The organism is Micromonospora sp. NBC_00617 (assembly GCF_045161355.1).
Classification (GTDB): domain Bacteria; phylum Actinomycetota; class Actinomycetes; order Mycobacteriales; family Micromonosporaceae; genus Micromonospora.
The window spans coordinates 3,135,163-3,148,768 of the sequence record NZ_CP107751.1 but is presented as its reverse complement, the minus strand read 5'-3'; the positions used below and the strand labels follow the sequence as shown (position 1 = coordinate 3,148,768).

14 protein-coding genes are annotated in these 13,606 nt (G+C 66.2%); 9 read left to right on the top strand and 5 right to left on the bottom strand.

From position 1 onward, the window contains the following. Complete coding sequence (locus OG505_RS14450; protein WP_405433825.1) at positions 1 to 483, bottom strand: hypothetical protein; 483 nt, start codon at positions 481 to 483, stop codon at positions 1 to 3. Positions 484 to 924: 441 nt separating this feature from the next. Between OG505_RS14450 and OG505_RS14445 the strand changes: the two genes are divergently transcribed. The 3 genes from OG505_RS14445 (at position 925) to OG505_RS14435 (ending at position 3,749) form a co-directional block, all read left to right on the top strand. After that, positions 925 to 2,274, top strand: coding sequence for an alpha/beta fold hydrolase (locus OG505_RS14445; RefSeq protein ID WP_405433823.1), 1,350 nt, complete (start codon positions 925 to 927; stop codon positions 2,272 to 2,274). Positions 2,275 to 2,797: 523 nt separating this feature from the next. Next, positions 2,798 to 3,241 (top strand): GNAT family N-acetyltransferase, encoded by a 444-nt coding sequence (locus OG505_RS14440; protein WP_405433822.1) that lies wholly within the window; start codon positions 2,798 to 2,800, stop codon positions 3,239 to 3,241. Between the two features lie 34 nt (positions 3,242 to 3,275). Next, complete coding sequence (locus tag OG505_RS14435; protein WP_405433820.1) at positions 3,276 to 3,749, top strand: GNAT family N-acetyltransferase; 474 nt, start codon at positions 3,276 to 3,278, stop codon at positions 3,747 to 3,749. A gap of 312 nt (positions 3,750 to 4,061) precedes the next feature. Here OG505_RS14435 and OG505_RS14430 read toward each other — a convergent pair whose 3' ends face one another. The 4 genes from OG505_RS14430 to OG505_RS14415 all read right to left on the bottom strand — a co-directional run bounded on the left by OG505_RS14430 (position 4,062) and on the right by OG505_RS14415 (position 8,059). Continuing rightward, positions 4,062 to 5,840 (bottom strand): reverse transcriptase domain-containing protein, encoded by a 1,779-nt coding sequence (locus OG505_RS14430; RefSeq protein WP_405433819.1) that lies wholly within the window; start codon positions 5,838 to 5,840, stop codon positions 4,062 to 4,064. A 388-nt stretch (positions 5,841 to 6,228) separates the two neighbouring features. Continuing rightward, positions 6,229 to 7,374 carry an ISAs1 family transposase gene (locus OG505_RS14425; RefSeq protein WP_405433817.1) on the bottom strand — a complete coding sequence of 382 codons (1,146 nt, stop codon included), beginning with the start codon at positions 7,372 to 7,374 and terminating at the stop codon, positions 6,229 to 6,231. Between the two features lie 134 nt (positions 7,375 to 7,508). Then, positions 7,509 to 7,781 carry a tyrosine-type recombinase/integrase gene (locus OG505_RS14420; protein WP_405434499.1) on the bottom strand — a complete coding sequence of 91 codons (273 nt, stop codon included), beginning with the start codon at positions 7,779 to 7,781 and terminating at the stop codon, positions 7,509 to 7,511. Next, entirely contained in the window at positions 7,778 to 8,059 is a 282-nt protein-coding gene (locus OG505_RS14415) for a hypothetical protein (RefSeq protein ID WP_405433816.1), read from the bottom strand. Before OG505_RS14415 ends, OG505_RS14420 begins: the two co-directional genes overlap by 4 nt. A 347-nt stretch (positions 8,060 to 8,406) precedes the next feature. Here OG505_RS14415 and OG505_RS14410 point away from each other — a divergent pair, with 347 nt between their 5' ends. The 6 genes from OG505_RS14410 (at position 8,407) to OG505_RS14385 (ending at position 13,569) form a co-directional block, all read left to right on the top strand. Beyond that, positions 8,407 to 8,982, top strand: coding sequence for a TerD family protein (locus tag OG505_RS14410; RefSeq protein WP_405433815.1), 576 nt, complete (start codon positions 8,407 to 8,409; stop codon positions 8,980 to 8,982). A gap of 63 nt (positions 8,983 to 9,045) precedes the next feature. Continuing rightward, the gene (locus OG505_RS14405) at positions 9,046 to 9,624 is read left to right on the top strand and encodes a TerD family protein (RefSeq protein ID WP_405433813.1); all 579 of its coding nucleotides are present in this window, start codon (positions 9,046 to 9,048) and stop codon (positions 9,622 to 9,624) included. Positions 9,625 to 9,737: 113 nt separating this feature from the next. Next, positions 9,738 to 10,919 (top strand): DUF475 domain-containing protein, encoded by a 1,182-nt coding sequence (locus tag OG505_RS14400; protein ID WP_405433812.1) that lies wholly within the window; start codon positions 9,738 to 9,740, stop codon positions 10,917 to 10,919. 62 nt (positions 10,920 to 10,981) lie between these two features. After that, the gene (locus OG505_RS14395) at positions 10,982 to 11,671 is read left to right on the top strand and encodes a hypothetical protein (protein ID WP_405433810.1); all 690 of its coding nucleotides are present in this window, start codon (positions 10,982 to 10,984) and stop codon (positions 11,669 to 11,671) included. A gap of 36 nt (positions 11,672 to 11,707) precedes the next feature. Beyond that, positions 11,708 to 12,283 (top strand): TerD family protein, encoded by a 576-nt coding sequence (locus OG505_RS14390; protein WP_405433809.1) that lies wholly within the window; start codon positions 11,708 to 11,710, stop codon positions 12,281 to 12,283. 56 nt (positions 12,284 to 12,339) lie between these two features. Further along, entirely contained in the window at positions 12,340 to 13,569 is a 1,230-nt protein-coding gene (locus tag OG505_RS14385) for a toxic anion resistance protein (protein ID WP_405433807.1), read from the top strand. The last annotated feature ends 37 nt before the right edge of the window (positions 13,570 to 13,606 follow it).

The window sequence follows — 13,606 nt, the reverse complement described above, 5'->3', positions numbered from 1 at the left end:
TCAGTCAACGGTGGCGACGTACTGGTGGCGCCGCCATCCGCTGCACCTCGCCAGGACCGATACGGTCCACGATTGGCAATAGTCGGCGGCCGACTTCGCGACATGGAGCTGACGACTGAGCGGGGCACCGCACCGGATGCATTTCGAGTCCGCCGCGACGACCTCGTAGATGAGTTGGATCAACGACAAATCGAGGGCGGTGAGCTCGGGGCGCCGTCCGAAGAGGGTACGAGAGGCGGGTACAGCCTCGTGACTGCAGGTCGCTGGAGCGAACGAACTACCGAGCGCCAACCAATGCGCCCAAAACGCCACAAACAACTCCATGATCTCCTCCGCTATTGACTGCACCGGCGTGAGGTTGGCGAGTTTCATCTCCACGATCTGAACTCTTCGCTCTCCCCAGAGCCGGCGCAGATCGATGCCGACCTGACCACGCTCGCGCGGCTCACGGCCCTTTCGCCCCAGGGAGACTCCCTGGTCCATGCCGGGTCCTGGCGACAGTCGGCAAGGCGGCGCGACCGGAGGAGTTCTCCGCCGTAACGGGCGAGCCGTTGCGCCGCGATCGCCGGCTTCGTAAGTCCGCGCGGTCAGCGTCGTCAGCGAAGCCCTGGTTTGCGCCTTCGCAGGCCCGTGGATGGGCCAGGGATTCTCACGGGCGCGACGCGCCTGGCATCAGCGGCATCGTTCAATCGCGATGCGATGGGTGTACGGCACGTCGAGAGGAGGGAAGCGTCGGCCCAGCAGTTTCCGGATCCGCCCAGGTTCTACACCTGATCGCCTCGGACGTCGAGGCGGCCCGCGCCGGGCTCGCTCATCAGGCGCGGTAGCACCGTGAGCGAGGTGTTCCGTGACGCCACGGCGCGTTCCATCACACGAGCCACGGGGAATTGGCTGTCACTCGTAAAGCAAGAGAAGGAGTTCCTGATGGGTACGATCGAGAATGCCGGCCAGGCCAACACTGACCGCCGCAGGTTTCTGGGCGTCGCCGCTGGTGCCGTCGTCGCCACCCAGCTCGGCATACCCGGCCAGGCGCAGGCGACGGCACCGGCGGGCGCCTTGCCGGTGAGAAGCGCGTCCTCCGGCTCCGTGAAGCAGATCAACGGTGTCCGCCCCTTCCGCATCGAGGTCCCGCAGAAGGAGATCAACGAGCTGCGGCAGCGGGTGAAGATGACGCGCTGGCCGGATAAGGAGACCGTCGCCGACCGGTCCCAGGGTGTTCAGCTGGCACAGCTCCGCCCGCTCGTCGAGTACTGGGGCACTCGCTACGATTGGCGCAAGGTCGAGGCGAAGCTCAACGCGCTGCCGCAGTTCATCACCAAGATCGACGGGCTGGACATCCAGTTCGCGCACATCCGCTCGCCGCACCACAATGCCCTGCCGCTGCTCATGACACACGGCTGGCCCGGCTCGATCATCGAGCTGCTGAAGGTCTGCGGACCACTCACGAACCCGACGGCCCACGGTGGGCGCGCCGAGGACGCCTTCCACCTCGTCCTCCCGACGATGCCCGGCTACGGCTTCTCTGGCAAGCCAACGTCGACCGGCTGGAACCCGGCCCGGATGGCGAGGTCGTTCCACGAACTCATGCTCCGGCTCGGCTACCCGCGGTACGTCTCCCAGGGAGGCGACTGGGGCGCGATCATTTCGCAGGTGCTCGCGGTCCAGCAGCCCGAGGGGCTCCTCGGCATCCACGTCAACATGCCCGGGACCGTGCCATCGGACGTCCTGCGACACCTCCGCAACTTCGACCCCGCGCCCGCAAATCTGTCGGATCGCGAGAAGCTCGCCTACGACCGGCTGCTGCATTTCTACCGCGACGGCTTCGGCTACGCGGCGATGATGAATCAGAGCCCGCAGACGATCGGCTACGCCCTTGCGGATTCGCCGGTCGGGATGGCGGCGTATTACTACGACAAGTTTGCGGAGTGGACCGACACCGGCGGCAAGCCCGAGAAGATCTTCACGTACGACGAGATGCTCGACGCCATCTCGCTCTACTGGCTGACCAATACCGGGACATCGTCGTCCCGGTCGTATTGGGAAGGCGCGCAGGCCGGTGGCGGCCCGTTCAACGCCTTCGACATCCCGACCGTCCCGGTCGCGGTCACGGTGTTCCCGGCCGAGATCTACCGCGCGCCGCGGAGCTGGGGCGAGCGGGCCTTCGGCAACCTCATCTACTGGAACGAGGTTGACCGAGGCGGCCACTTCGCCGCCTGGGAGCAGCCGCATCTGTTCTCCACAGAGGTCCGCGCGGCCTTCAGGTCGCTGCGTTAGGTCAGGTGCCTGGAGCAGCGAAAGCGCCGCTCCAGGCACCACCCCGGCGCAGACCGTGGCCAATCCCGGTGTCGGCCACTGGGTTGGCGAGACGGCTCCCGCACAGATGCTCGCGGCGCTGACCGCGTTCTTGACCCCGTACCGGAACTGGCGGCCGCAGGTGTACGTGCCCCCGCTGCGCGGGGCCGAGTGGCTCGACCTCGGGCCGCAGGGCTGCGGGGCCGTGATCGTCGTGGGCCTCGTCAACTGTGGCCTGCGGTTATCGGAGATCGACCAGCGAAGGATCTGCGTCCATCACCACCTCCGTATGTAGCCACTTCGACCTGAAAAAGTGAGTTTGGCGGGGTGGGCGACGCGTGCGCTACTCGCCTTGGCCAGCCGGGCACGAGAACCTCCCCGCGGGAGCGAGAAGCACGCCGGTGGCTGGCCCTTCACCTTCCGTCGACGACATGCGGCTGGGCAATTACGACCACCGCCACGAACCGGAACTGATCTGATGACTGTCAACGAAGGCGCAATCCCCATGACCGACCCGACCGAGACGACCCGCTACGCCTTCAAGCACCCCGACGAGAAAGGCACGCTCAGCCAGGACCAGGCTGTCCTCGTCGACGAGGTAATCGACGATCCCCACGCCCCTGGCTTCGACTTCCAGGTCGTCAACGACGAGAAACTCGCTATCTACAACGCCGTCGCCGCGGGCCGAGAGGTGGCCGGGCTGACCTACAACGTCGCTCGAGACGACCGGCTCGTGCTGCTAGCCACCTCGGTGATCCCAGAGTTCCGCAAACGGGGCATCGCCACTGCGCTGATCCGACGCGTCCTGGACGACGTACGCATGCAAGGCAAGACGGTCACCATCATGTGCCCGATCGTGTACACCTTCATCGAGCACAACCCCGAGTATGCCGACCTCATCGACCCCGAGCACCCGGGAGTGGCCCAGAGTCGCACCCATCCGTCCTGAACCACCTGTTAGCTCCTCGGCAGAAAGCGTGACAATGACGATCAATCTCGAGGCCGAGGCGGCCACCCGGGAAGAGAACAACGCGGCGCTGATCGCTGCTCTGAACGCGGCAAGTCTCAGCGAGGTGGAATCTAGCTGGGAGCTCGATGTCATCAACGACGCGGAGCGCGGTCGCTGGATCGCCGTCCTCGGTGCCGAAGCGATCGCCGAACTTCCGTACCGGTTCGTGGGCGGCCGTGTCGTGCTGCTAACGACCTGGGTCGACCCCGCCTACCGACACAATCGGGTGGCCACGGAGCTCATCGCGCGCGTGCTGAACGAGATCCGCGAGAGCGGGAAGAAGATCACCGTCATCTGCCCGGTCGTGGGTGAGTTCATTGCCCGCAACCCCGTATACCTCGATCTCATCGACAAGGTCCATCCCGGCGTCGGCGCCTACCCCCAGCACGCACCCGCGGAAGGCGACCACGACGACGAGCTCGCCGCGTTCGAGAAGGACATGACATAGCCGTCCGTCGCTCGAGTCGTCCAGCAGGTCAGGGATGGGCGACTGCCTCCGTTACGTCGTAACGGGGGTAGGCGAGGACTGGTCGCGCCGGTGGTGCGGTGCCAGCCGATCGCGGTGTTACGTAGCGTTGCGATGATGGCGGGTCCGTTGCCTGTCCGGGCTTGGTGGAGGTCTTCACGGAACGTCACGTCGCGTACGTGATGGGTAGGGTCGGCCGCATGGCGAGGTGCCTGTTGGGCAGGTCCTTTTCCGAGCGGCCTCCCTCCGAACCGGACATGATAGTTTCCTGATCATCCGGCTCTCCAGTGACTACTACGTGAGCGTTCGGGTCGACTGCCAGCCCTGGATGCGGTCGTAGCATGAGCCGCAGAGCACGAGGGACTTGCGGCGTCGTCGTGCCATGAGCTGCATCCAGTCGGGCTGTGCGTCTCCGGTTCTGGCGAGGTCAGCGAGTTTTCGGACGTGGTGAACCTGAATGTTGTCCGTCTGCTTGCAGATCTCGCACGTGTCCGCGAGGAGCCTGCTGATCAGCTCCTTGTGCGGGTAACTCACCCGGAGTGGCCGGCGGTCGGAGATGACCGCCGTTTTCTGTCGCTTGAGTGGAATTCCCCCGAACCGTGCTACCAGTGGTTGCCTGCCGTCGCGTTCGATGCGTGCCTCGAAGCAGGTGCGCAACCCGTGCGGTGTCTCGATCTTGGCTTTGTGTCGTGCCGCCATCTTCGACACCGTCGAGTGGTGCTTGCCTGCGAGGGTCTTGAGCATGGAGGTCTTCATGACCCATTCGAGGCGGTGCAGCCGGTGAACATCCCCGGCCAGCAGGTAGTACTGGACGATGCCCCGATACTCGGCCCCGAACGTGGCGATGATCGTGTGATCATCGTCGTGGATCAGGGCACCTCGGTGGGCGGGTTTGTCGCTCGCGAGGTAACGGGAGCACTTGGCGTTGATCACGTCCTTGGGCACACGCAACCCGATCGCCGCGTTCGCCGCACGGCGACCGCGGATGATCCTGCGGCTGTCGTGCTGGACGGTGATGTCGTAGCCGAGGAACCGCGCCGCGTTGGAGCGGGCGTGGGTGATCAGCGTCTTCTCGTGCGACAGTTCCAGCTTGAGTTCGTCTCGCAGGAACGCCGCGAGTCGCTGCTTGACCTCCTCGGCTTCGGCCTTCGGTCCGGTGAACCCGAGTAGGTGATCATCTGCATAGCGGCAGTAGCGCAGCCGCCGGTACTCCGGATCGTCAGGATCGGAGCTGGGCAGGGTGCGCATCCGTTTGAGCAGCGTCCGGGCCTCGGCTCGGTCGCCGCGTCGTCGGGCCTTCGCCAGCAGGCTGGCCACCTCAAGGTAGGCCGGGTTACGCGCCCGGCGTCCCCCTCGGGTGTACTCGGGAATCAGAACCTTCTCGACGAAGACGTCCAGCTTGTGCAGGTAGAGGTTGGACAGGATCGGGCTGGCGACCCCACCCTGCGGCGCGCCGGACAGCGTGGCGCCCCGTCTCCAGTCCTCCAGGTATCCGGCGGTGAGCATGTTGCGCACCAGCCGCAGGAACCGGTTATCGTGGATCTTCTCCGCCAGTATCGAGACCAAGATTTCGTGATCAAGGCTCCCGAAACAGTCGGCGATGTCTCCCTCGATGAACCAGGCCGTCCCGGTCCAAGTGTTGGCCACCTCCCGCAACGCGGTGTGGCAGCCCCGGCCGGGACGAAATCCGTGGGACCGGTCGGAGAACTGGGGCTCGTAGTAGGCCTCCAACAGCAGGCGCACCACTTCGCCGACCAGCTTGTCCGACCAGGTAGGCAGGCCGAGGGGCCTGAGCTTGCCGCCCTTCTTCGAGATCATGACCCGGCGCACCGGATGGAACCGGTAACGCTCATGGCGCATCGCCTCGATGATGCGGCCGATCTTGCCCAGCGACATGCCGTCCACGGTCTCCTGGGTGACCCCGGGCGTCATCGCACCCTTGTTGGCGTAGATACGCCCGTAGGCCAGCAGATACAACTGCGGGTTGAACATCTGTCGATACAGTTCTTCCAGCGGCAGGCCACGCCTGCCGCGCTCACGCAGGACACCCAGCACCGTTTCGGCGCTCTGCATTACGCATACCTCCCAGTTCTGTGGTGTCCGATCACCTGGCCCCCTTCGCCCGTGCAGACGGCTTTCCCGTCCTCCCTGGCCGGTCGTGACTCCGGCGACTACTACGGGGCCTCCGTCGCCATAGGGCTCGCGCCCGTTAGGCGATCCCACGTTCGTCCTCGTCGTACGTGACAGCGTGACGTAGGCGTCCCACTCATCTCCTTAAATGCCCTCGTTGGGCATCGCCCAGCGCCCGGAGGTTGCACCAGCCCATAGATTCATGCCGGTGCAGAGCGCGGCGTCGGCTTCGAGCGTGGTGCCGACGGAGTCGAAATCTGCCTCGCTGGAGATTGGGCTTCAGGCAATCCAGCTTTCGCCATATCACGCGGGTCTCCCACCGCACCGCTCCTCACGCTTGGACACGGCCGATGGTTTGCTGGCATGCTCTGGTCCCCTTCGCCTTTCGGCATCCGGGTAAGCCATCAGACCCAGAGATGTCCCTCCAATCTCTCCCGGCTGAGCCGGGAATACAGACGAGGCGTTGCGTGGCGCACATCTTGTTCTCGGTGTGCCAGTGTCGGCGGATCCAGGTTTGCAGGTCGCGGGGCACGGCTTGGCCTGCGGGTAGTGACACGGTCAGGTAGGCGGTCTCGTGGCTGGTCTTGCCTGTGACGATGCGGGTGCGGGTGATCCGCACGGCTTGCTGGGCGTGTGGGAAGGCGATGCCGCCGGGGGTGGCGAGGGTGACGGCTTTGACGGTGCGGGTTTCGCGGCGGCCGTGGCCGCGGTCGCGGGTCCGGTCACCGACCGGGATCTGTGCCCAGGGCAGCTGTTTGAGCTGCTTGAACAGGGTCGGCTGGTTGGCCTTCACCTGTACGAGCAGGTGCGCTCGGCGGGCGGTGACCTCGTCGGTGTGACCGGTCTGGGTGTGCAGGGCATTGGCGATGAATAGCACCCCGGCCAGGGTGCCGAGCACCTGTTCGACGGCGTCGAGCAGCGGCGCGAACGACGTGATCTCGTTGCTTTTGGTGTCCACGGTGACCTGGGCGAGCACGATCCCGGTGGTGGTGTCCAGGGCGGAGAGCAGATGCACTTGGCGGCCGTCGCCGGTGCGGGCGCCCCGCAGTGTCTTGCCGTCGATGGCGATCACCGTGCGGTACCGCCTCGGCCTGCTCACCTCGACAGGAGTGCGGGTACGCAGCCAGCCGGCCAGAACGGTGCCGAGTAGCGTGTCGTCCAGGCGCGTCAGCAGCCGCCAGACAGTGCTGCCGACCGGCACTCCTGCGGTGAACCCGAGCTGGTCCTGGGCTTGTTTGTCCAGGTCGTGCAGCCAATGCGTGATCGCGGCGAACGACGATGCCCCGGCCATGACGGCGCAGACCGCCACCGCCAGTAGCGCGGTCAGCGGGTAACGCACGCCTCGTGGGTCGCGTGGATCAGGAACAGCGGCGAGCGCGTGCAGCAGCCCACCGTGTTCACCGTCGGTGACTGGCACGGCCTCGGCGATGGAGGCGGGTGCTGCTACGGCCAGTGCGGGGATGAGAGATGATGCCATCGGCGGGTGAGGTCTTCCTCGGAGTCGTGAAGCGTCGCAACTCCATGATCACCGATGCGGCCTCACCCGCTTCTTACGCCTCCATAGACGCCCGAACTCGTCTCGAAACTCCTGGTCAACGGCGCGCCGGCCGACTACGCAATCGCCCTGGGGTGGACGTAGACCCGTTTGGCGAGCGTGCCGCCATCGGCGTGGCCGGCCCAGGCCGCCAGGACGACGTCGGGCACTCTGGCGCCGGCGAGGTAGGTCAGGCAGGCGTGCCGCGCGTCGTAGGGCTGGACCTTGCGGACTCCGACCTTGGCCATCAGCTCGTAGACCCGGCGGCGGAGCCAGTCGGTGCGCTGCGGCTGGCCGAGTTCGTTGACCAGGACGTAGCCGCTGTCGACGTAGGCGTTACCGGCCTTCAGGCGTTCCTTCTTCTGCAGGGTGTGGAACGCCTTGAGCGCCTTGTTGCCGTCGCGGGCATCGGCAGACCGCGTTTGCCAGCCGCCGACTTGGCTTCCTTCTCTTCGATCTCTCCGTCGACGAGCGCCCGGGTGTTATCACCGGCCGCGATCGTGCCGGCCTCGAAGTCGACATCGGACCACCGCAGCCCGCACACCTCGGCCGGTCGAAGGCCCATCAGTGACAGTAGGCAGGCGGCGTAGAGGCGTTCGCCCGTGATGCCGGTCAGGAATGCCTTCACCTCCTCTTGGGTCCAGGGCTTGCGCTCGGCCTGTGCCTCGGCTGCAGCCTTCGCTGACCGACCAGCGTCTGCGCTGACAGAACGGGTAGTTGCCCGAGGCGAAGTATCGACGTTATGGACGATTGATCTTCCAGACGGGGGAGCGGTGATCACCTGATCGGGGGGCCTTGTGTCGGGGACTCCGGGCGGTAGGGTCCAGGGACCGCTGGCGGGGTGCTGGCGGCGGCCGTTGGTCCGGCGGCCTCGGCGTGTTGCGCCCGCCGAATAGCATCGGGCCCGCCACAGACCTTGCGGCGATGGCCGCGTGACGCAGCCGTGTACGCCGGTGAAGAAGATGGGGAGAGTCCATGGGAGTCAGCCTTATCAAGGGCGGGAACGTCTCGCTGACCAAGCAGGCTCCTGGCCTGACCGCTGTGACGATCGGCCTCGGATGGGATGCCCGTACGACGGATGGCCAGGCCTTCGACCTGGACGCCAGCGCCATCGTCTGCGACGGTGGGGGCAAGGTCCTCTCCGACAAGCACTTCGTCTTCTTCAACAACCTCGTGACTCCGGACGGCTCCATCGAGCACACCGGCGACAACCTCACAGGCGAGGGCGTCGGCGACGACGAGCAGATCAAGGTGAACCTTGCCGCTGTGCCGGCCGAGGTCGCGAGGATCGTGTTCCCGGTTTCCATCTACAACGCGGACGCCGCTGGCCAGAGCTTCGGCCAGGTCCGAAATGCCTTCATTCGGGTCGTGAACCAGGCTGACAACTCGGAGATCGCACGCTTCGACCTGTCCGAGGACGCCTCGACGGAGACCGCGATGCTCTTCGGGGAGCTGTACCGGCACGGTGAGGAGTGGAAGTTCCGTGCCGTAGGCCAGGGTTACGCCTCCGGGCTGGCCGGCATCGCGCGCGATTTCGGCGTCAACGTCTGATTCATGTTTCACCGGGGCGACGCGGATCGCCGGCCCAGTAGAGCGAGTTCGGGGAGGATCCACATGGGTGTCAGCCTGACCAAGGGCGGAAATGTCTCTCTCACCAAGCAGGCTCCGGGCTTGACGGCCGTGGTAGCCGGGTTGGGTTGGGACGCCCGTACAACGAGCGGCGCTCCCTTCGATTTGGACGCGAGTGCGCTGATGCTCAACGCCTCCGGCAAGGTTCTTTCGGACCAGCACTTCGTGTTCTTCAACAACCTGGTCAGCCCCGACGGTTGTGTGGAGCACACCGGGGACAACCTGACCGGTGACGGCGACGGCGACGACGAGGCCATCAACGTCGACCTTGCCGGGCTGTCGGCAGATGTCGACAAGGTCGTGATCACGGTGTCGATCTATGACGCCGATAGCCGTGGGCAGTCCTTCGGTCAGGTCCGCAACGCCTACATCCGGATTCTGAACCAGACCGATGGCGTCGAGCTCGCGCGCTACGACCTGTCCGAAGACGCGTCGACGGAGACCGCGATGATCTTCGGCGAGCTCTACCAGCACGGTGGCGACTGGAAGTTCCGGGCGGTCGGTCAGGGCTATGCCTCCGGTCTGGCCGGTATCGCCCGGGACTTCGGCGTCAACGTCGGCTGATCTGACCTGCGGCGGGCAGCGCCACCACGAGAGCTGAATACGCTGCGCCACGTCCGGCGGCGATGCCGGACGTGGCGCAGCCACAAACCCTCAGTCTGGGCAGGGTTTCCTGCGTGCCCGCAATTGTTAGCAACCAATTAAGGAAAGACGTGCTACTGAGAAACTTCGGGGGGTCGTTCGCCCTCACCGCCGTGGGCCTCGCCGTGGCCCTGCTCTACGGTGGTCCCGCCGCCCTGGCGATCGCGGCGATCCTGGCCATCCTGGAGGTCTCGCTGTCCTTCGACAACGCCGTGGTGAACGCGACGGTGCTGGAGAAGATGAGCCCCTTCTGGCAGAAGCTCTTCCTGACCGTCGGCATCGCGATCGCCGTCATCGGCATGCGGATGCTGTTTCCGCTCATCGTCGTCGGCGTCACCGCGAAGCTGGCACCCAACGAGGCGATCAGGCTTGCACTCGAGAAAGGCGATCCGCATACGCCCGGGACGTACGGGTACCTTCTGCACGAGGCCCACCCGGCGATCGCCGCCTTCGGCGGGGTGTTCCTGCTGATGCTGTTCCTCGACTTCGTGTTCGAGGAGCGCGAGATCAAGTGGCTGACCTGGCTGGAGCGCCCGCTTGCCCGCATCGGCAAGCTCGACCAGCTTTCGGTCGTCGTGGCGATGGTCGTGGTCGTGGTGGTCGCATACGCCTTCGCGCCGGCCGGCAAGACGGACACGGTCCTGGTGTCGGGAATCCTCGGCATGGTTACGTACGTCCTCGTCAACGGGCTAGGCGAGCTGTTCGAGGCCGACGAGGACAGCGACGAGGTGCAGAACCTGCCCGGCATTCATGGCGGAGCGGAGCGGATCGAGCAGGCGGCCAAGCGCCGCAGCGTCGGTCAACTCGCCACAAAGGTCGGCAAGGCAGCCTTCTTCTCCTTCCTGTACCTGGAACTGCTCGACGCATCCTTCAGCTTCGACGGTGTCATTGGCGCCTTCGCCATCACGTCCGATCCGATCATCATGGCGATCGGCCTGGGTATCGGCGCGCTCTTCGTCCGTTCACTGACGGTCTACCTGGTACGCCAGGGCACGTTGCGTGAGTACGTTTACCTCGAGCACGGGGCTCAGTGGGCCATCGGCGCACTGGCGGTGATGCTGCTGTGCACGATCAAGCTGGAGGTCCCCGAGGTCGTCACGGGTCTCGTCGGCGTTGCCCTCATCGCCTCGGCCTTCGGATCGTCGATCGTGCGCAACCGCCGTGGCCTGGGCAGTGACGGCGAGGACGCCGAATCGCATGAGCTCACTCCGGCCTGACAGGCCCTTCCTTACCACCCCTCCTTGCCAATGCGCCGGCCCTGAGGAAAGAGTTACCAGTCATGGCGATCGATTACACCAAGCGGCCGAAGAGCGCCTCCACACCCCCGGCGGCAGGCCAGGGGGCACCTGTTTCGCTGCAGAAGGTGACCCTGACCAAGGCCGCCCCGGTGGTCTCCCTGACCAAGCAGGGATCCACCAGCGGCGTATTGAGGATCAACCTGAACTGGAACGCCCGTCCGGGCGGGCAGGGCGGCGGAATCTTCGGGCATCGCAGGGCCGGGATCGATCTGGATCTCGGCTGCCTGTACGAGTTCACCGACGGCTCCAAGGGGGTCGTCCAGGCGCTAGGGAACGCTTTCGCTGCTGGGCCACACGGCGTTCGAGAGCCGGTCATCTGGCTCGACGGCGACGACCGCTCCGGCGCGAACACCGCCGGCGAGAACATGTTCATCAACCTGGCCTACACCGCCCAGATCCGGCGGGTGCTGGTGTTCGCCCTCATCTACGCGGGGGTCCCGAACTGGGCCGCCGCGGACGGTGTGGTGACGCTGTACCCGGCCAACGGCCCGCAGGTCGAGGTGCGCCTGGACGAAACCCGCGACGGGGCCCGGATCTGCGGTATCGCCATGCTCGAGGCGGCCAACGGTGACCTGTCGGTACGCCGGGAGGTCAGGTACGTCGACGGCAACCAGAGCCACCTCGACCGTGCGTACGGGTGGGGCATGAACTGGCGCCTGGGCCGCAAGTAGCGGCCGGGGCTAGCAGCGAGAGGAAGGGGTACGAGCATGACGGTGAGCTTGACCAAGGGGCAGAAGGTTTCCCTGTCCAAGGCCGGTGGTGGCACCCTGACCCGGGTCCGCATGGGCCTGGGTTGGGATGCCGCCCCCAAGAAGGGCCTGTTCGGCATGCGGAAACAGACGATCGATCTCGACGCGTCGTGCCTGCTGTTCAGCGCCGGGGGCGACCTGGTCGACCAGGTCTGGTTCCGGCAGTTGAAGAGCCGCGACGGCGCGGTGCGGCACACGGGAGACAACCTGACCGGCGACGGCGACGGCGACGACGAGTCCATCGAGGTGGACCTCACTCGCCTCTCCGCCGGTGTCAAGACGCTGGTCTTCACCGTGAACTCGTTCACCGGCCAGGACTTCTCCCAGATCGAGAACGCCTTCTGCCGCCTGATCGACGAGTCGACCGGGCGCGAGGTCGCTCGCTACGACCTGACCGGTTCCGGCCGGCACACCGCGCAGATCATGGCGAAGCTGGTTCGCGAAGAACAGGGCTGGTCGATGACGGCGATCGGAGCGCCGGCCTCCGGACGGACCTTCCGTGACCTCCTCCCGGCGATGGCCGCGCATCTCTGAGACATCCATCCAGCACGCTGATCAACTTCCCCACGTACGTCAAAGGAGCATCGGCGATGTCCGAACTCGACCTCGGCACGTCTGCCACGCCGGCCGTTCCAGCTTCTCCGGGTGGCGGCGCCCTGGTCCTCACCCCGCCCGAGCCCGTGGTGGTGGTGCAGAAGGAGCAGGCCGCCGGCGCGGTCGCGGTGGACGACGCCAAGCAGCGGGAGCTGCGCAGCCGGGCGGAGGCGTTCGCCGCGGAGCTGGCCGCCCTGGACACGCGCTCGCCTGCCTTCAGCGACAAGGTGAGCGCCATCACCTCGATGGGCGAGCGGGAGATCCGCGCGTCGGCGAGCGTCTCCAGCCGGATGCTGGAGCGCCCCGCCGCAGCCGTGCGGTCCGGGCGGGGTGGGGGTGGATCGGACGCGCAGACCCGCGTCGCGAACACCCTGGCCGACCTCCGGTCCACGGTCACCGAACTGGACCCGGCCCGGGCCGACCTGACCGGGTCGAAGCGGGTCCTCAAGTTCCTGCCCGGCGGCGACCGCCTCCAGCGATACTTCGCCCGGTACCAGTCCGCGCAGAGTCACCTCAACGCGATCATCAAGGCGCTCGACTCCGGTCAGGACGAGCTGCGCAAGGACAACGCCAGCATCGAGACCGAGAAGGCGAACATGTGGGCCATGATGGCCAAGCTCGCCGAGTACAACGAGCTGGCAACGGCCCTCGACACGGCCGTCGAAGCCAAGGTGGCCGCGCTGGAGGCGGCGGGCAGGAGCGAGGACGCCAACGGCCTGCGATCCGACGCGCTGTTCCCGATCCGGCAGCGCCGGCAGGACATCATGACCCAGATGGCGGTCGCGGTGCAGGGCTACATGGCGCTCGACCTGGTCCGGAAGAACAACATCGAGTTGATCAAGGGGGTTGACCGCGCGCAGACCACCACCGTCGCGGCACTGCGTACCGCGGTCATCGTGGCGCAGGCGCTGGCCCGGCAGAAGCTCGTGCTCGACCAGATCACGGCCCTGAACACGGTGACCTCCGACCTGATCGAGTCCACCTCGGTCCAGCTGCGGACGCAGGGTGCCCAGATCAGCCAGCAGGCGGCGAGCACGACGATCGATATCGGAAAGCTCCAGGCCGCCTTCGACAACATCTTCCAGACGATGGACGCGCTCGACACGTTCCGGAGCCAGGCGCTGGACAGCATGGCCCAGACGGTGAACGCGCTGGAGGGGCAGATCGAGCGCGCCAAGCCGTACCTTGAGCGGACCCGGCGCGGCGAGGGCAACGCGTCCGCCTAGGCGGGCTATCTGAAGAGGCAATTCGGAAGAGTGGGAC

What these genes read in the sequence shown, in the direction of transcription:
- OG505_RS14450 (WP_405433825.1), bottom strand. Translation starts at nt 483, where the DNA reads ATGGACCAGGGAGTCTCCCTGGGGCGAAAGGGCCGTGAGCCGCGCGAG.
- OG505_RS14445 (WP_405433823.1), top strand. Translation starts at nt 925, where the DNA reads ATGGGTACGATCGAGAATGCCGGCCAGGCCAACACTGACCGCCGCAGG.
- OG505_RS14440 (WP_405433822.1), top strand. Translation starts at nt 2,798, where the DNA reads ATGACCGACCCGACCGAGACGACCCGCTACGCCTTCAAGCACCCCGAC.
- OG505_RS14435 (WP_405433820.1), top strand. Translation starts at nt 3,276, where the DNA reads ATGACGATCAATCTCGAGGCCGAGGCGGCCACCCGGGAAGAGAACAAC.
- OG505_RS14430 (WP_405433819.1), bottom strand. Translation starts at nt 5,840, where the DNA reads ATGCAGAGCGCCGAAACGGTGCTGGGTGTCCTGCGTGAGCGCGGCAGG.
- OG505_RS14425 (WP_405433817.1), bottom strand. Translation starts at nt 7,374, where the DNA reads ATGGCATCATCTCTCATCCCCGCACTGGCCGTAGCAGCACCCGCCTCC.
- OG505_RS14410 (WP_405433815.1), top strand. Translation starts at nt 8,407, where the DNA reads ATGGGAGTCAGCCTTATCAAGGGCGGGAACGTCTCGCTGACCAAGCAG.
- OG505_RS14405 (WP_405433813.1), top strand. Translation starts at nt 9,046, where the DNA reads ATGGGTGTCAGCCTGACCAAGGGCGGAAATGTCTCTCTCACCAAGCAG.
- OG505_RS14395 (WP_405433810.1), top strand. Translation starts at nt 10,982, where the DNA reads ATGGCGATCGATTACACCAAGCGGCCGAAGAGCGCCTCCACACCCCCG.
- OG505_RS14390 (WP_405433809.1), top strand. Translation starts at nt 11,708, where the DNA reads ATGACGGTGAGCTTGACCAAGGGGCAGAAGGTTTCCCTGTCCAAGGCC.
- OG505_RS14385 (WP_405433807.1), top strand. Translation starts at nt 12,340, where the DNA reads ATGTCCGAACTCGACCTCGGCACGTCTGCCACGCCGGCCGTTCCAGCT.